This is a genomic window from Mariniradius sediminis, assembly GCF_021491425.1.
Lineage (GTDB): Bacteria > Bacteroidota > Bacteroidia > Cytophagales > Cyclobacteriaceae > Mariniradius > Mariniradius saccharolyticus.
Map to the genome: position 1 here is coordinate 50805 of NZ_JAKEVZ010000017.1, position 18319 is coordinate 69123.

At 44.6% G+C, this 18319-nt stretch carries 14 protein-coding genes and 1 CRISPR repeat array (1 of these 15 running past the window's edge); of the genes, 5 read left to right on the forward strand and 9 right to left on the reverse strand.

Features of this window, described 5'->3' with window-relative positions; genetic code table 11:
* Positions 1-81 precede the first annotated feature (81 nt).
* The 4 genes from L0U89_RS17865 to L0U89_RS17880 are packed head-to-tail and all read right to left on the reverse strand — an operon-like array spanning position 82 to position 3984.
* A complete protein-coding gene (locus tag L0U89_RS17865) occupies positions 82-960 on the reverse strand; it encodes a 3-hydroxyacyl-CoA dehydrogenase NAD-binding domain-containing protein (RefSeq protein WP_234862762.1) in 879 nt (292 codons plus the stop codon).
* A gap of 10 nt (positions 961-970) precedes the next feature.
* Entirely contained in the window at positions 971-2002 is a 1032-nt protein-coding gene (locus L0U89_RS17870; protein ID WP_234862763.1) for a phosphotransferase family protein, read from the reverse strand.
* Positions 1999-3207, reverse strand: a complete 1209-nt coding sequence (locus tag L0U89_RS17875) for an acyl-CoA dehydrogenase family protein (RefSeq protein ID WP_234862764.1) — start codon at positions 3205-3207, stop codon at positions 1999-2001. The genes L0U89_RS17870 and L0U89_RS17875 overlap by 4 nt, the downstream gene beginning before the upstream one ends.
* Positions 3208-3216: 9 nt before the next feature.
* A complete protein-coding gene (locus L0U89_RS17880) occupies positions 3217-3984 on the reverse strand; it encodes an SDR family NAD(P)-dependent oxidoreductase (protein ID WP_234862765.1) in 768 nt (255 codons plus the stop codon).
* Between the two features lie 349 nt (positions 3985-4333).
* Between L0U89_RS17880 and L0U89_RS17885 the strand changes: the two genes are divergently transcribed.
* Positions 4334-5302, forward strand: coding sequence for a zinc-dependent alcohol dehydrogenase family protein (locus L0U89_RS17885; RefSeq protein WP_234862766.1), 969 nt, complete (start codon positions 4334-4336; stop codon positions 5300-5302).
* Between the two features lie 155 nt (positions 5303-5457).
* Here the strand turns inward: L0U89_RS17885 and L0U89_RS17890 are convergent, their stop codons facing one another.
* From L0U89_RS17890 to L0U89_RS17910, 5 genes are all read right to left on the reverse strand, one after another.
* Complete coding sequence (locus L0U89_RS17890) at positions 5458-6483, reverse strand: hypothetical protein (RefSeq protein WP_234862767.1); 1026 nt, start codon at positions 6481-6483, stop codon at positions 5458-5460.
* A gap of 11 nt (positions 6484-6494) precedes the next feature.
* Positions 6495-6818 carry a DUF3817 domain-containing protein gene (locus L0U89_RS17895; protein ID WP_008628394.1) on the reverse strand — a complete coding sequence of 108 codons (324 nt, stop codon included), beginning with the start codon at positions 6816-6818 and terminating at the stop codon, positions 6495-6497.
* 5 nt (positions 6819-6823) lie between these two features.
* Positions 6824-7360 (reverse strand): hypothetical protein, encoded by a 537-nt coding sequence (locus L0U89_RS17900; protein WP_234862768.1) that lies wholly within the window; start codon positions 7358-7360, stop codon positions 6824-6826.
* A 65-nt stretch (positions 7361-7425) separates the two neighbouring features.
* On the reverse strand, positions 7426-10569 hold the full coding sequence (locus L0U89_RS17905; protein WP_234862769.1) for an AsmA family protein: 3144 nt from the start codon (positions 10567-10569) through the stop codon (positions 7426-7428).
* A 15-nt stretch (positions 10570-10584) separates the two neighbouring features.
* Entirely contained in the window at positions 10585-11169 is a 585-nt protein-coding gene (locus L0U89_RS17910; protein WP_234862770.1) for a peptidylprolyl isomerase, read from the reverse strand.
* Between the two features lie 257 nt (positions 11170-11426).
* Between L0U89_RS17910 and cas9 the strand changes: the two genes are divergently transcribed.
* From cas9 to cas2, 4 genes are all read left to right on the forward strand, one after another.
* Positions 11427-15566: a type II CRISPR RNA-guided endonuclease Cas9 gene (cas9, locus tag L0U89_RS17915; protein WP_234862771.1), complete on the forward strand. Its 4140-nt coding sequence runs from the start codon at positions 11427-11429 to the stop codon at positions 15564-15566.
* Positions 15567-15568: 2 nt separating this feature from the next.
* Entirely contained in the window at positions 15569-16147 is a 579-nt protein-coding gene (locus tag L0U89_RS17920) for a transposase (protein ID WP_234862772.1), read from the forward strand.
* Between the two features lie 64 nt (positions 16148-16211).
* Complete coding sequence (cas1, locus tag L0U89_RS17925; protein WP_234862773.1) at positions 16212-17108, forward strand: type II CRISPR-associated endonuclease Cas1; 897 nt, start codon at positions 16212-16214, stop codon at positions 17106-17108.
* Positions 17098-17445, forward strand: coding sequence for a CRISPR-associated endonuclease Cas2 (cas2, locus tag L0U89_RS17930; RefSeq protein WP_234862774.1), 348 nt, complete (start codon positions 17098-17100; stop codon positions 17443-17445). The genes cas1 and cas2 overlap by 11 nt, the downstream gene beginning before the upstream one ends.
* A gap of 167 nt (positions 17446-17612) precedes the next feature.
* Positions 17613-18319: direct repeats of the CRISPR family, unit length 46 nt; unit sequence GCTGTGATTTCCCTAGGAAAGTAACATTTTGAAAGCAATTCACAAC (it continues 1387 nt past the right edge of the window).

Here is an 18319-nt window from a genome sequence, read left to right on the forward strand (position 1 = left end):
GTTCCGAATTGATACTTGGTTTGAAATTTAGCCAATTTAAATTCAGGTTGATCTAAATCGGGTGTGAAATAAGTCAAGATTTCAAGTCAAAAATCCAGGCTGCCTGAAAGCAGGATTGGGGTATTTGTAAAACCCTTCACCCGACTTTACGCCTGCTTTTCCCTGATCCAGCATTCCTTTGAGCAGGGCCGCAAAAGCCTTCGAGCCTTCCTCGTTGTTGTTGACAGTCACATGCCATACCGTATCCAGACCGATGCTGTCCATGATGGCAAAAGGTCCCATATCCACGCGGAAGTTGACCATGTATGATTTATCGATGGCTTCGACACTTCCGACACCATTCGCAAGCAGTTTGCCGGCCGTGCTGAGAATCGCCCCAAGCATGGCATTGAACAGATAGCCATGGTTTTCTTTTTGGATCACGACAGGCACTTGTTCCAAGGACCTACCAAATGCCTCCAAAACAGGAATCAATTTTGGATCAGTACCGGGATGTGGCATGATGTCCACGCCCTTCGCATAAAACACATCGTGAAAATGAAGTGCGCAGAACCGCTCCGGTCTTCCCGAAATCTCTGCAAACATGGAGGGTAGGAGAAACGAGGTATTTGTGGTAAAGATGGTCTTTTCAGGCGCTATTCGGCCAAACAGTTCCCAAACCTCATTTTTCACCTTCACATTTTCCAAAACGCTTTCGTTGATGATGTCGGCATCTTGTACCGCAACTTGTGGGTTGTCGGTGAAAACAATGCCTTGAATCGCGTTCAATCCCGAGTCCGCTTCAAAACCACTGCTTTTCGCCAATTGGTGGACGATCGTTTCCATTGTCTTCTTGGATGTATCCAAGGCCTTTGGGTTGATATCATAAATGCGGACGTTGAATTGCGATAACGCGGCCTGGAGAGCCACACGGGTACCAAGTGTACCAGCGCCAAGGATGCAAACATTTTTGATTTTCATGGTCTTCGGTTTAAATCTTTTCGGTTTCAATACTTTTCATGGCTTTTTTGCCGCAGGCTTCGACTACATGGATCAGGCCGGCAAATCGCTCATCTTTCGCGAAGCCCAAGGAGTAGCGCTTGAATATTTGCTGTGCGATCACGCCCACCTTGAATAGCCCAAAGGCATAGTAAAACAACATATTGTCCGATGGTAGGGGGCTTTTGGATGCATAATATTGAATGGCTTCCTGCCGCGTAAAATTTCCAGGGACATGCGTCAAATTGAACATCTTCAGGATATCGGGATCACCCGGCTCCGCCCAATACGCCAAACTCGTCCCCAAATCCATCAAGGGATCGCCTACGGTAGCCATTTCCCAATCCAAAACGGCCTTGATGTTTGGGTTTTTTGGACTTTCCAAGACAAGGTTGTCGTATTTGTAGTCGTTGTGAATGAAGCCACTAAACTCGAATTTAGGCATATTTTCCAGCAACCAGCGACTTGTGCGCTCCATTTCGGTCAACTCATGGCTCTTGGCATGTAAGTACCTTTCCGACCAGCCAATTACCTGTCTTTCCACATATCCCTCAGGTTTGCCCATTTTCGCCAAACCTGATTGCTCCATTTCCAATTGGTGGAGTTCCAACAGCCCGTCGAGGGTATTGATCGATAGTTGATGGAAAAAACCTGGACCTAAGTCCAAGCCTGTGGGAATCTTGTTGCGCAGGATCAGCCCATCGACTTTTTCCATGATGAAAAAAGGCGCACCGATGACAGATTCGTCTTCGCAGCATAGGACGGGCTTGGGGACTTTATTATAACCTGCTTTTTGCAAAGCCTCCAAAATCCGATACTCCCGCACCATATCATGCCCCTTGGCAATCCTGAGTCCCAATGGAGGCCTTCTCAAGACCCAGTCCTTTTCCGGTGTATGAATCAAAAACGTCAAGTTTGAGTAACCGCCTTTGAATTGGGTAATGACGGGATCCATGGCCTGAATGTCCAGATGGGCTTCCAGATAGGGGAATAGGTTTTCCAATCCTAGCGGTTCCTTGTTCATCCCTGCGTGTATTGTTTGAGGATTTTCTTTGCTAAAACGGACTTATGCACCTCATCCGGACCGTCATAAATCCGTGCCCCACGCTCGTGTCGGTACCAAAAGGAGAGGAGCGTATCATCGGTAATGCCGAGTGCGCCATGGATTTGGATCGCGTGGTCCAAGGTTTTCATCAATACATCCGATACAAAAAACTTGATCGTAGATATATCCTCTTTTGCGGCTTTGGCGCCTTGGGTATCGATCTTATAGGCGGTGGCCATGACGAGTAGGGCGGAGGCCTTGATGGAGGCTGCAGTTTCGGCGATCCAGTTTTGTATGGTTTGTTGGCCAGCCAAAGGCTTACCCGGGTCGAGTTCCCGGGCAATAGCACGGCGGCACATCATTTCCAAGGCCCGATCACATATGCCAATCCAGCGCATACAATGATGGATGCGGCCGGGTCCGAGTCTTTCCTGCGCCAAGGCAAAACCTTCCCCTTCTTTGCCGATGAGATTGCTGACTGGCACCCTGCAATTCGTGAACCTCACTTCCCCATGGGAGAGATAATCCTCGCCGAAATCGCCCATGATGGGGATATTGCGTACCAATTTGTAGCCGGGATTATCCAATGGCACCAAAATCATGCTTGCCCGCTGATAGGGATTCGGGTTTGCAGGGTCGGTGACAGCCATCACGATCGTGAATGCAGCCCCATCAGCCGAAGAGGTGAACCATTTGTGTCCGTTGATGACATAATCGTTTCCGTCCCGGAAAGCGGTCGTGGATAGATGGACAGGATTGCTGCCGGCATGTTGCGGTTCGGTCATGGCGAAACAGCTTCGGATATCGCCTTTTTCCAATGGATGCAGGTATTTTTCCTTTAACTCCGCATGGGCAAATTTGTGCATCAGCTCCATATTGCCGATGTCGGGGGCGTTGCAGTTGAAGATATAGTGTCCCAAGGGGCTTCTTCCCAAAACGCGGGAAACTTCTGCGAATTCGCTCAAACTTAGTCCCAGCCCGCCTGAGGAGGTCGGAAGATGTGGCGCAAATAAGCCTAAATCCTTGGCCTTTTGCCTTATAGCTTTCAGCTTGGGTAAGGTGTTTCTGAACGAGCCATAGATGGCCTCCATTTCGATTGGGAATACATTTTCTTCCAAAAATGCCTCATATCTCGGCAGCAAGCGCTGCACATTTTCTCCTGAAAATTGGGTGATAAATTCCATGCGCTAACCTTAAATCGTGAATCCCCCGTCTGCGGTGACGATACTGCCGGTGGTGTAAGATGAGGCTGCAGAAGCCAAAAATAGGGCTGCCGCACCGATTTCCTCAGGAGCGCCAATGCGCTTTATCGCCATCATCTTCATCATCTGATGCATGAGCTTTTCGTTGCTCCACAAGGCCTCTGCGAATTTTGTTTGGATCAGACCGGGGCAAATTGCGTTGACACGGATCTTGTGATCACCCCATTCCTTGGCATATACCTTGGTAAGGGAAATCAAGGCAGCTTTACTGACGCTGTAGATGCCCAATCCGGGTTCGGGGGATATTCCTCCAATGGAACTGATATTGATTACGGATGCACCCGAAGATGCCCTCAAGTACGGGAAACACAGGTTCATCAGGTGAAAAGGCGCTTTCAGGTTGACATCGATGATCTTGTCAAATGCTTCCAAAGACGTGTCGTGGACGGGTCCGTATACCGGGTTGGTCGCGGCATTGTTGACGAGGATATCGATTTGGTTGTACTGTTTGACGGTGGCATCGACTAGTTTTTCGAGGGCCTCTTTTTGGCCGACATGGCAGGCGATGCCAGTGACGTCGTAGCCTTTTTGACGGAGTTGGCTGGCCATTTCATACAAGGATTCCTGTTTGCGGCTGCTGATGACCACTTTCGCTCCCGCAGCTGCAAAAACCTCGGCTATCGCAAAGCCGATGCCCTTGCTCGCTCCAGTGATCAAGGCAACCTTGTTTTCTAGAGAAAAGAGTGATGATAAATTCATTTCTAAAGGTTATTTGAGTTTATCGACAAGTTAGAAAAACTAGTGTGTATTGGCTATCACTGGTCAAAAAATCCCAACTATTTATCGAGAATTGCTCATTCGAAAAAATGTAATTCAGATCGTGGACGACGTCGGGCAGCTTTTTTGAAGTTTAACTGCCAACTGCATCAATGGGGCCCCTATTTTTTGACAGTAGGTTTTCAGCATATCGGTTTTGTGTTTTTGAAAACCCTCATTCCATAACCATAGAAACAATCCCGTCTTCCTCGAGGTTTTGAAACAATCGTGCCACCATAGGCAGTGATTTTTACTTATCTTTCCCATTCAGATTTACCCAAATAATTCAACGATGAAACAAATCATTTTCCACCAAACCGGTCTGCCTGCTGAAGTCTTGACACTTGAAGAGGCGGCGATTCCCCAACCAAAGACTCACGAGGTTTTGATCAAGGTAACTGCCCGCAATATCAACCCCTCCGACATCATGTTTGTCAGGGGGATGTACGGCATTACGCCTCGGCTTCCCAGCAGTGCAGGATTTGAAGCGGTAGGAATCGTGGAAAAAACCGACGAGAAAAACACGATTCCCGTTGGCGCAAAAGTCGTTTTCACAGCCATCGGAACCTGGAAGGAATATGTCTGTGTCCCTGCTGCCATGGCTATTCCCGTTCCCCCACAGATGCCGGACGAGATCGCATGTCAGGCCTTTGTCAATCCATTGACCGCTTACGCAATGGTCGAAAGTAGTGGTCTAAATGCAGGTGATTGGCTTTTGATCACTGCGGGCGCTTCCGCCTTTGGGAAATTGGCCATTCAGTTTGCCAAGCAGAAGGGGATCAAAGTTGCCTGTACTGTGCGGCAAGATGCCCAAAAAGGCTATTTGACCGAACTTGGGGCCGATTTGGTGATAAACACCGAAACCGAAAAGCTTCAAAAAGTAGTCATGGAGAAGACTGGAGAAGGAGTACATGTGGTGTTTGATGCCGTAGGAGGCGTCCTCGGTGCAAGGGCTTTGGCAAGTTTACGGGTAGGAGGGAAGATGATGGTTTTTGGATTGCTTAGCTTGGAGAATATCCCACTGAATTCAGGTCTTTTGATTTTCAAAAATCTCAAAGTCGAAGGATTTTGGCTGACTACCTGGATCGAAAGCCTGTCGGCGGAGGCGAGGCAAAAAGCATTCAAGACCGTTTTTTCCCATCTTTTGGGACAGAGCGTCAAATTGGACGTGGCAGCTTCCTATCCCTTGGAGCAGTTCAAAGAAGCATTGGAAGCATACGAGAAAGGCGGAAGAAACGGCAAGATTTTATTGGTTTCATGACGTAGCAATCTTGTGAATAAGATAAGTTGATGGGGCTCTGATTCGCCGTAAAAAAAAACGGCGTTTTGGGGCCCTATCGTTTTTTGGAGATTGAAAGTGCTTTCAATATGGATGAGCTCCCTGTTTAATTTGGGGAGAGGAATTTTTCAAGAGTCTCATCCTTTTTTCCTCACCATCTCCAAGCTTTCCCGCAAAATATGTCCCATGTTATTGCAGTCCAGAAACTTTGGATTGTTGTAGTGTTTGGCAAGCTCCTGCCTGAGGGAGGCGATGTTTTCGGCTGTGGAGATCACGTCGTTTTCCATCGCCAGGAGAAGGTCTTCGATCTCTTTTGCAGAGTTTTTGAGTCGGTTGGCAATCAGCGCACGTTCCTCGCGCTGGTATTGTACCATGGATTCCGGCGTGATATGCTTGATTCCCAATTGGATCAAGGGGTTGTTTTGCTTGAAATACTGTGGCAGATAAACGGACTTTTTTCCTTCAAAAGACTGTTGGTCAAAGTCAATCGCCCGAATCCTATAGTGTGTTTCTTCAAAGTCAGGCGTCACATCGACCACAAAGTTGGAGGAATGCATATCGCCCAAAAGTCTCACAAAGCAACGTTCGTTGAATTTCACAAACTCCTTGGCCAAGCGAATCACGTTGAGGGATGGATCATTGAGATGCTTTTTGATGAATTGCTCCCCTGGAATACCCGCAATATGTTCTTCGATTAGGGTTCCTTCATGAACCAGGTAGTTGATGCGGTTGGGCGAGAGCAAGTGCTCCAATTCGAGGCCATAAACACGTGAAGCATCCGCGTTTTTGATATAGAAATAGTCAAAGTTATCGTTGATCTTGTTGACAATTCTAACACGGAACGGCTGCGTATTGCCATAGATGCACAGGTCGATGCGGTCGACAAAAAGGTGCTGCATGACCGACATGTCGCCCTCCGCCTTTAGCAAAGCATAGATTTTCTTGACGTTGTAATGAATGTCCTCCCGGTCTGATTCTGCAAAAAGTACTGTCTCCCAGTGGGTGTCGTTTCCTTTAGAATCATACAAGGGGAAAGAACCTGAATACCGCAACAAATCCCTGTAGTGTATCGGAACTTCCACCTCCCGCCCATAAGCCTGCAAGAACTTGCGCAAGCCAGTCGAAATAGGGTAGATGATCTTTTTCCTGCTGATCAGGGCCATTTGTTGAATTGTTAATGCCGCGCCATTTCCCGTTCCTCGGGACTGAGGTTTCTATCAAACACAAAGGGGCCAAAGGGCAGTATCGCTGCGACGAGTGCGAAAAACGTTTTGCCGAATTTCCAATCAAGTTTGTGCGCAGTGGGAAATACCATGTACACATAAACCACAAACAAAACCCCATGTGCCCAGCCAACATATGTAACAGCCAAGGGCATATCCATGACATATTTCAGCGGCATCGCTACAAAAAGCAGCAGCAGAAAGGAAATCCCTTCGATGATACTGATGGCCCGAAAACGCCTGAGCCATTTCGCTTGTTCACTTTTTCCTTCCATGAGTTCTATTTCTTGATGTTGAATAGTATCTGAATTTCTTTCCAAAGTAGTTTCTTCAGCTCCTTGCTTTCGGAAATTGCCCCCAAGGAGTCGGCAAACAGGTATTCAATCCCATCTTCTTGTACGATTTCGTATTTGCTTTTCTGAAAGGACATCAGGTCATGCCTTACCAAACCAAACACGACTACCCTGGAAGGTCCTAGATTGGTGATGCTTTCCATGGGAAGACCTTCCAAATGTTCCGCAGAGACCAGTGCCATATCCTTCAGAGAACACTGCAGCGCACCAAACAAGTTGAATAGCATCTCGCGGAGTTCGGCTCTCAGGTCCATTTCCTCGTGGATTACGAGGATACCTTTTTCAAATCCTCCCTCAAATGTGATGGAAGGTGTTTCGTCGAGTGTTTCGACCGATTCCGTGGAAGCGTCGACCGGCTCTTCCCCGCGACTTTGGAACTTTGTGTAATCATGTTTTTCGCCAGGGACTAGGTAAATTTCTTTGTCCAAAAACAGGCTTAATAGCTGGAGATTCATGTTTTCCATGGTTGCAAATTGCTCAAAAATCGCCTCAATCCAACTCCTCCGCGAAAATTATCTGGGCATTTTGATTATTGGTTTTCGCCGGTAGGTCCAGCGGTTTCTTCCAATTGATCCTCCTCCGTGATTTTTCCAACCTCGATGATGGGATTCTCGGCGTTGCCGGTGATTTTGATCGGAATTCCAAAGATGCCCAAAGGTGGAAGCCCCAACCTAAAGGCGATGCTCATGTCTCCATCGAGACTGACCTGTCCTTCAAACCTTGGCCTGAATCCGGCAATGCGCATCCTTGTACGCTCGATGGTCATGAGGTTGTTGGCGATTTTAGTCTTGATCTGGACGTTGGAAAGGCTGGGGTCCCGAAGTTCGGCATTGTCGGTATCCTTGGCGATGGTGTTCATGAGCTTAAATCCCTTCAGGCGGATATCGTCCAAGCCAAGTACACCTTCCCCTTGGATCGATGGCATGACAGGATACATGTTGGCGTCAAGTTTCCCGGATAGTTTGTAGTCTAGAGATGCCTTTCCCGAGGCATAGGCTGCCGCGGATGCCATTTCCCTGAAAAGACTGATTTCTTGGTAGGCCCGCTGTATATCAAATCCACTGGCCTTGATCCGGTAGGAAAAGCCTGCCTCCCACGGCGAAAAGGCTTGATAATCACCATCCATCAGGAATTGCGCGCCAATGAGCTCAAAGGTTGTGTTGTCCATGACGAGTTTCGTATCCTTCACCGATAGGTTCCCCTTGAATTTTTCCAATTTGAGATCGTCCCAAACGACTTCCCCAACGGCGGCATTCATTTGAAAATCCACCCCGGAAGGTATCATCACCACGCCCGCAGCCTGCGAAATACTGTCAGTCGCGTTGGTGGAATCACTGCCGTATTCGGCAAAAAACATAAAGTCGTTGACCAATATTCTCGGGCTTTTGATGTCCAGTTTTCCAGAAAGTGGGCGGTCCGATTCCGTTGCGTAGGCTATCAGTCCATACAGGTAGCCCGATGCTTGGAGCGAGTTTTCGAGGTATTTCGCCTCAAAATCCTCCAGGTAAAGCCGATCTGCGTCCACCCGGAGTCTACCCGTCACCACTTGGACCGGATGGGGTACCCAATCGGGTCTCAATTGGATATTTTCCATTACCACCGTGCCTTTGTTGTCCAGCCGCCCAAATCGGCCTGCCATGGCATCGGATTGCTGGCCTTTCATCTCCAGATCTGTGAGGATATACCCCGACAGATCATATCCTTCGACCCCAAAGGTTCGGTAGAGTTTCCCCAAATCGATCCTCCCCTTGGAAACCACCTCATACCGTATATCTTCCAAGTTGGAAAGATTGGCCGTCAGTGTAAACGGACTTCCCGCAAAGCTGAATGAGACAGGGTGGAGATCAAAAGTCGCATCTTCGAAGGTGCCTTTTTCACTGAGGATGTCCAGGGACAAGGACGCATCCTCGATCGCCTCTGGCGCATAGGGAGTCCTAAGCAATCCATCGTTAAGTTTGAAATTCGCCCTTGCTACGGGGAAAGTCATATTGGCTTCATCATAGGCACCTTTGGCTGTCAATCCCACATCCAATTGGCCGCCAAGCACAAAACCACTGTCCAAGGGATAGAAGCGCACTATTTCGCTGAGGTTGACACTTGCATCCAATTTCGCGTCGATCTGTGGGTTGATGATCGAATTTACTTTCAGGTAGCCTTCGGCAAAATTGTCGAGCATCCTGAACCGAAGATTCTCGATACTTCCCACCATATGGTCAGGAATGCTGTCGGGACTTTGAAGCTTTAATTGATAGGAAATATCATGAAGGGCCTCGGGCATGGATATCCAATGCAGGAAGCCTGAATTGAGACTTGATTCAATGGTGAACTTTGGGACACTGGAAGTCTTGTATTTTGGTTTGCGAAAAGAGCCCTCTACCGGCTTGGTCGCATAAACGCCGTCCACGTTGACATTCCAAGTCATCAGTCCTTTCAGGTCATAGGGCTGGATGTCCAAGGCCTGATCCAAAAGTTCCAAATCCACCTTGGCATTGAGTTGACCGGACATTTCGGAAGGATCCAGTCCTTTGACATGGTAATGGCCATTGAGGAATCCATCCCCAAGCTTGAAATGGATACTGTCCAAGGAAACTTCCGTTTTCATCATATTCAAACTGGGGATTGTCAAATCCATCTCCACGTGAAGTTCTTCCAAGGGCACTGCCGCCCTGGAATGGCTGATTTTTCCCCGGTTGATTAGCATGCTCGCAAGGATGCTCGGCATTTGGTTGTCTTCGGCCATGTAAAGCCCCTGCAGGGAAGCCCTCAGTTCGCCCCTGCCCTGGATCTTCAAATTCGACAGCCAAGCTGAGTACGCTTCCGGCACGAGTGACAGCATGTCCTTGAAGTCCACATCCACTGATTCCAATACAAAATTAATATCGTAGCCACCAGTGATGAATTCCAGTTTTCCTACAAAATCCACAGGTAGATCGTTGATCACCAATTGGTTGCGCTCAAAAGTAATGGCCGTAGATTCGGTATTGATTTTGGTCAATAGGTTGGCTTTGACCTGATTTCTCGAAAAGTACCTTACGTCGTCATATTCCAATCCAAAATCCCTGATGCCGATCTCACTCGAAAGGTCAAAAATGGAGGCTTGCAGATTGCCGCTTCCCGAGTAGTCCAAGCCGTCAGCAAGCACAGAAAGTCCAAGATCCGTGTCCTCATATACCAACCTGCAGGATTGCAGCCGGATGTTTTGGATTTGAATGTTGGGTCCAGCCCCGCTTTCAGACTCAACCGTATCGGCAGGTGTCGAGCGAAAGACATCAAAGTTCGCATGGCCTTTGGTGTCCCGTAGGATATTGATTTGGGCATCCACCAATCGTACACTTTTGATGCTGATTTGGTTTTGGAAAAGCGACATCAGGTTTACCCCAAAAGAAAGGTCTTTGGCAAAGAGTAAGGTGTCCTGCTCAAATCCCGGGGCAGATTGCAGCCACACATCGTCCAGCGAAACCGTCAGCGTGGGAAAATGCCTGAAGAAAGTCAGGCTCAAATCTCCAAAACTTATCTCTGAAACCAGTTGCTCATTGAGCAATTCTTCGACTTGGCTTTTGGCTTTTTGCTTAAAAAATATGGGGAAAATAGCCATCAGCAGCAACAAGCCGCCCAGTCCGATTCCAAGGATTTTGGCGGATTTCAACCAGAGTTTCTTTCGGTGCTGATTCATCTTGAAGACTTGCCTTTAGATAGATCCAATAATGGCTTTCAACTCATCGGCACTCAGGTGGAGGATTTTGACCTTCAGAGTCACGGGCGAAATCGGTTCATCCTTGGCATCCCGGTCCACGGCAACAATACGGTCCACGATATCCATGCCTTTGATGACATGTCCAAAAATCGTGTAATCCCCATCAAGCCTTGGGATTCCGTTTTTGTTTTGCACGATATAAAATTGGCAGCGGGCCGACACCTTGCCGGGGTTGTTATCTCTACCGGCACCCACAGCGCCGTACCGATGCTTGAGATTGGGGTGAAATTCCGGTTCAAGCAAATATTCTGGATCATTGAAGCCCTCTTCCGTATCCGGGCAACCACCTTGCGCCACAAAATTGGGGATAACGCGGTTGAAGGTCAGCGAATCCCAATAGCCTGCCTCGGCAAGTTGGATGAAGCTTGCCTTATGTTTTGGCGTTTCATCAGAAAGCTGGATATAGATGTTGCCGAGCGGTGTTTCAATCAGGCCTATCGGCTGTTTTGCTTGGGGGAAGGCAGGGTGATTTCCGACCAAAAGTATCAGAATCAAGAGTGGGAAAATGGGGGAGCGCATGCCGTTTCAATTTGGTATTCAAGTACGGAAAAAAACAGCAGAATGCCCGCCAAATGCGAAAAATACCGTAAACAGGGTATTTTTTTTGAGAATCATGTTGCTTAGTTTTATAGAATTCAACTTTGAAAAAAGACGACCCCAATCGAAGTTATCAATTGGGGCCCTCTTAGATGTTTTCACAACGGAATAATCCTTATTGTGAATTGCTTCAAAATGTTGTTTCAAACTTAGGGAAATATTTTTAAAGAAAGTAGCGAATGAAAAAGATTTTGGGATTGGATTTGGGTAGTACATCGATAGGATGGGCTTTAGTAAATGAAGCAGAAAATGAAAGCGAGCGGTCTTCAATAATAAAGCTTGGAGTTAGAGTAATTCCGTTGACAACAGATGAGCAGGGGAATTTCGAAAAGGGAAAGGCTATTACCACAAATCAAGATCGGACGTCAAAACGAAGTGCAAGGAGAAACCTTCATAGGTATAAACTTAGAAGAAAAGAACTCTTGAAGGTTCTAGAACAAAGTGGCTTGATCACAAAGGATTCGATTCTTACAGAAGAAGGTGCAAACTCCACTTTTCAAACGTTAGAGTTGAGGGCAAAAGCAGCAGTTGAAAGAATTGAAAAAGATGAATTTGCAAGAGTTCTGATTTCCATCAACAAGAAAAGAGGATATAAGAGTAGCCGCAAGGCAAAGAATGAAGATGAGGGCCAGCTAATTGATGGAATGAAAGTTGCGATGGACCTCCATAAAAGGAATATAACACCAGGGCAATTTGCTCTGGAAATTTTTAGGCAAGGCAAAAGATTTCTTCCCGATTTTTATCGATCTGATCTTCAAAAAGAATTTGATCAAATATGGAGAGTTCAAAGTGGTTTTTACCCTGAGATACTTTCAGAAAGTTTAAAGAATCAGTTGATTGGAAAAAATCAAAAAGCGGTTTGGGCAATTTGCGAAAAACCTTTCGGAATAGTTGGGGCTAAAAGAAATACATCCGGTTTCGAAAGAAAATTGGAAAATTATCAATGGCGAGCTGAGGCCACTCAAAAACAAGTGAGCTTAGAGCAATTGATTGTGGTTCTCCAGGAAATAAATGCTCAAGTCAATAGCTCCAGTGGATATCTGGGAAGTATTAGTGATCGGAGTAAAGAACTCTATTTTAATAGCCAAACAGTTGGACAATATCTTTTTGATCAAATCAAAGTTGACAGGCATAAAAGATTAAAGGGCCAAGTTTTTTATAGAAAGGATTATGAAAATGAATTTGACATAATCTGGAACTCACAGAGTAGGTATCATTCAGAACTTAATGACGAGCTAAGAGAAACATTAAAAGATATTGTCATTTTCTATCAACGAAGACTCAAATCCCAGAAAGGGTTAATTAGTGTTTGCGAATTAGAAGGTAGGGAGACTGAGGTAATAGTAGATGGAAAGAAAAAGTCCAAACTTATTGGTCCAAAAGTCTCTCCAAAATCCTCCCCATTGTTTCAAGAGTTTCGGGTTTGGCAACGTTTGAATGATCTTGAGGTAATTAGTAAAAAAGATCGGGCTAAGAGAAGACTTGAGCCAGATGAAAAGCAAATCTTGTTCGAAGAACTTACGGTAAAAGAAAAACTTAGCAAAGTTGATGCGTTAAAGTTGCTTTTTAAGAATCACAAAGAATTAGATCTGAATTTTGAGAAGCTTGATGGAAATCGAACTTCGTTCAAACTTTTTGAGGCGTATCAAAAAATCATTGTTGCATCTGGGCACGATGATTTTGACTTTTCAAAAATGTCCAGCAAAGAAATAAAGAGTATTGTGACTTTAATTTTTGAAGGTCTAGGAATTGATACCGGGATTTTAAGTTTCAATTCAAATCTAGAGAGCGATGAATTTGAAAGGCAACCATACCTTCAACTTTGGCATTTGCTCTATTCCTATGAAGGAGATAATTCTGCCACCGGAAATGAAAGTCTTATCAAAAAGTTGAAATCCAAATTTGGTTTCGAAGAAGATTACGCGAGAATTCTATCTGCTGTGACTTTTGAGGATGATTATGGAAGTTTAAGCTCAAAGGCAATCAGTAAAATTTTGCCTCATTTAAATGACGGTTTATCTTATAGTGATGCGGCATTACTAGCAGGTTATAAAAGCCATTCGCACTCTGAAAACGAGCAAGAAAGAGCAAATAAAACGCTCAAAGAAAAGTTGGAAATTCTTCCTAAAAACAGTTTGCGAAATCCTGTTGTAGAGAAAATCCTAAATCAAACCATCAATGTTCTAAATGCCATTATTGATGAGTATGGTAAACCAGATGAAATAAGGTTGGAATTGGCTAGGGAGTTGAAGAAGAGTGCAAAGGAAAGGGAAGACCTAACTAAAACTATGAATTCTGCCTCCATAGAACATGAGAATATCCGCAGGATTTTGAAAAACGAATTTGGCTTAACATATGTCAGTCGTACCGATATCATTCGATATAAACTTTGGAAAGAGCTAGAGCCTAGAGCTTTTAAGACACTTTATACCAATACCTACATTGCTCCTGAGAAGCTATTTAGTAAGGAGTTTGATATAGAGCATATTATCCCTCAATCTCGATTGTTTGATGACTCATTTTCGAATAAAACGCTAGAATTAAGAAGTGCGAATATTGAAAAAGGAGAGAAAACAGCTTTTGACTATGTATCTGAAAAATTTGGAGAACAAGGTTTAAGAGAATATGAAATCCGAGTTGAGGAACTGTATAAACGAGGGAGTGAAGGAATTTCAAAAGGCAAATACAAAAAGCTTTTGATGAAGGGTACAGAGATTCCTGATGGTTTTGTTGATCGGGATTTGCGGAACTCACAATACATCGCTAAAAAAGCAAAGGAACTTTTGGAGGAAGTTTGTCGAACTGTAAATACCACAACGGGAAGTGTTACTGATCGATTAAGAGAAGATTGGCAGCTCATCAATGTGATGCAGGAGTTGAATTGGGAAAAATATAAGAAACTCGGGCTAACCTATTACGAGGCCAATAGAGAGGGTAAAAATCTACCTCGAATTAAAGATTGGACCAAGCGAAATGACCATCGGCACCATGCCATGGATGCATTGACAGTTGCATTTACCAAATACAACCATGTGCAGTACCTCAACAACCTAAATGCCAGAAGGGACGACGGTAAAAAAATGTCACCAGTTATTAAGGCTATTGAAAACAAGGAGCTTTATAGGGACGATAGCAATAAGTTGAAGTTTAAGCCACCGATTCCTTTAGATGATTTTAGAGCGGAGGCCAAGTGGCACTTGGAGGAAACTCTTGTGTCATTTAAGGCAAAGAATAAGGTGGTGACTCCTCAAAAAAACAAAATCAAAGGAAGTCAAAAAATTCAGAATACCTTGACTCCTCGAGGGCAACTGCATAATGAATCTATCTATGGCAGCATCAAAAGATACAAAACCACTATCTCTAAAGTTGGAGGTAGTTTTAATGAAGAAACGATCGCCAAAATTTCTAAAAAAGTTTATCGAGAGGCTTTATTGAAGAGGCTTTTAGAATTTGGGAATGATCCCAAAAAAGCGTTTACTGGTAAGAATAGTTTAGAGAAAAATCCAATTTACCTCGATAAACTCCAGACCCGGAAAGTACCTGAGAAGGTTAAATTAGTTGAGGAAGAAACAGTTTACACCGTCCGCAAACCAATCGATCCAAACCTTAAATTGGATAAAATCATTGATGAAAAAGTGAAGAAGATTCTTGAAAAACGTCTTCAAGACTTTGGCGGGGATCCGAAAAAAGCTTTTGTCAACTTGGATGAAAATCCAATTTGGTTGAATAAAGAAAAGGGGATTTCAATCAAAAATGTAACAATTACAGGGATAAGTAATGCCGTTGCTCTACACGATAAAAAAGACAAGTTTGGAAACTTGATTTTGGATAAAGAAGGAAAAACACAACCAGTCGATTTTGTCAGTACTAGCAACAATCATCATGTAGCCATTTATAGAGATTCTGAAGGTAACCTTCAGGAAAATGTGGTTTCATTCTTTGAGGCATTAGCCAGAGTCAACGCTGGTATTCCAGTAATTGATAAATCGTTTAAAAGAGCGGATGGATGGGAGTTTTTATTTTCTATTAAACAAAACGAATATTTTGTTTTCCCAAACTCCGAAACTGGGTTTGACCCTCAGGAATTAGACTTAAAGGATGATAAAAATTTTCATTTGGTCGGTCCAAACCTTTTTCGGGTTCAAAAAATTGGTTCAAAGGATTACGTGTTTAGACACCATCTTGAGACTCAGTTGAAGGATTTAAGTGAATTGGAAGGAGTTGTTTTCCACAGATTGAGGTCAACTAGTCGATTAAGCAAACTTCAAAAAGTCCGAATAAATCATCTCGGTGAAATTGTTGAAGTTGGAGAATATTAATCATGGAACCAAGCCAATCTTACCATATCTACAATCACGCCAACGGGTCGGAGAATGTTTTCCGGGAGGAGGAGAATTACCGGTTCTTTTTGCAGCAATACGCAAAATATTTGGATGGGGTGGTGGATACCTACGCCTATTGCCTGATGCCGAATCACTTCCACCTGCTGGTCGGAGTGAAAGATCGGACATCCTTAGCGTTAACTTTTCCAAAGTTCGAAACTTTGGAAAAGTTGGTCTCAAAGCAGTTTTCGAACTTCTTCAGCTCCTACACCCAATCATTCAACAAAGTTTATGACCGAAGGGGGAGTTTATTTATAAAAAACTTCAAAAGAATCCCCATTCGTGACGAGCGCCAATGGCAGGAAGCATTTCTCTACATCCATTTGAATCCAGTCAAGCATGGTTTTGTGGAAAACCAGTGCGACTGGAAATGGTCCAGTTGGCATGCATATCAGCAAATCGGCAAGCCTTCAAACGTCAACCGAGCCTGCTATCTAAATTTCTTTGACGGTTGGGACCATGTCAAGCATGTGATGGAAATGAAAAAAGAATGGTTGATAAACAAGCAACTTGAATAGTCGGAGAGGTAAACTTTTCCAAAGTTCTGAAACTTTGGAAAAGTTTCTTTTTAAAACATAAGCCATGATCAAACGAACGCTTTTTTTTGGCAATCCTGCCTACCTCAGCACCAAGAATGAACAACTTCTGGTGAGCTTCCCCGACGAACAACCCGATCGGACAGTGCCCATCGAAGATGTGGGCATGATCGTGCTCGAAAATCAGCAGATTACCATCACCAACGGGCTGTTGGCCAAATTGACTGATCTCAAAGTCGCCGTGGTAACATGTAACGCGCAGCACCTGCCGGATGGGATTTTGCTTCCGATGCATGGCCATACCGAGCAAACCGAACGTATCCGCTACCAATTGGAAGCCAGTCTTCCCCTCAAGAAAAATCTTTGGCAACAAACGGTCGAAGCCAAAATTAGAAACCAAGCGGGGCTTTTTGAGGAAAAAGGAATCCCAAACCAAAAGCTACTGCATTTGGCAAAAAACGTGAGTTCTGGTGACACGGGCAATCACGAGGCACAGGCAGCGGCCTATTATTGGCAGCACCTTTTTGGGATAGATGATTTTAATAGGGAACAAGCCGGCATTCCTCCCAACAACCTGCTTAACTACGGCTATGCGATTTTACGCGCAGTGGTCGCTAGGGCGTTGGTGTCCTCGGGCATGTTGCCAAATGTGGGTATTTGGCATCGAAATAAGTACAATGCCTATTGTCTGGCAGATGATATCATGGAGCCCTTTCGGCCTTATGTGGACTTGGTCGTGGCCCATATCGTGGAGACGGAGGATGATTATACGCAGTTGACAACGGCCCTGAAGAAGGAACTGCTTTCGATTCCGGCTTTGGATGTACGAATCGATGGACAAAAAAGCCCGCTGATGGTGGCTGCAAGTCGCACGACGAGCAGCTTGTTTGAATGTTTTGCGGGAATCAGTCGCAAAATCATATATCCGGAATATGGAGGATAAATATTTTTTAAGACTTAACCAATATCGTACTTTGTGGGTATTAGTGTTTTTTGATCTGCCGACAGAAACCAAGAGGGAAAGGAAAATTGCCAGTACCTTTCGAAAGAAACTATTGGATGACGGGTTTGCGATGTTCCAGTTTTCGATCTACATGCGCTTTTGTGCCAGTAGGGAAAATGCCGATGTGCATATCCGGCGGGTAAAGAAAAATCTTCCCCAGAAAGGAAAAGTGGGTATCATGTCGATCACAGACAAGCAATTTGGAATGATGGAAATTTTTTATGGGACCAAAGCGGTCGAGCCTGAGGCGCCTTCGCAGCAGTTGGAGTTGTTTTAGGAGATTGAACTTTTCCAAAGTTCCAAACTTTGGAAAAGTTGACCGGCGGACCTGCCAGGTTTCCAAAACCGGCCAAGTCTTTTGCAAATTCCTGAAAAACAGGCTTTATTTTTTATTTCTATTTTGGTACATAAAAAACAGCATACCAGCCACTTAGCGTGGGGTATGCTGTGATTTCCCTAGGAAAGTAACATTTTGAAAGCAATTCACAACTGATTAATTATTGACAAAACCCTGTCAAATGCTGTGATTTCCCTAGGAAAGTAACATTTTGAAAGCAATTCACAACAAATTGTTTCAGCATTGATGTTTCCCAACAGCTGTGATTTCCCTAGGAAAGTAACATTTTGAAAGCAATTCACAACTTGATTTGCTTAACTACGAATGTGGCACTTGCTGTGATTTCCCTAGGAAAGTAACATTTTGAAAGCAATTCACAACATTAATGACACAATCCTAACCGCTATCTACGCTGTGATTTCCCTAGGAAAGTAACATTTTGAAAGCAATTCACAACCTCTATGTAGTGGAAATATTTGCAGATACGGCTGTGATTTCCCTAGGAAAGTAACATTTTGAAAGCAATTCACAACAAAATGGAAAGGAAAACGCAGGACAATATTGCTGTGATTTCCCTAGGAAAGTAACATTTTGAAAGCAATTCACAACGCTCCCGACTTGACTGGCGACACTATCAAAGCTGTGATTTCCCTAGGAAAGTAACATTTTGAAAGCAATTCACAACCAGATTCACGCATTCCAGCTTGAACCGGGTGCTGTGATTTCCCTAGGAAAGTAACATTTTGAAAGCAATTCACAACTAGCGTAGGCAATACCAACATACAATCCGAGCTGTGATTTCCCTAGGAAAGTA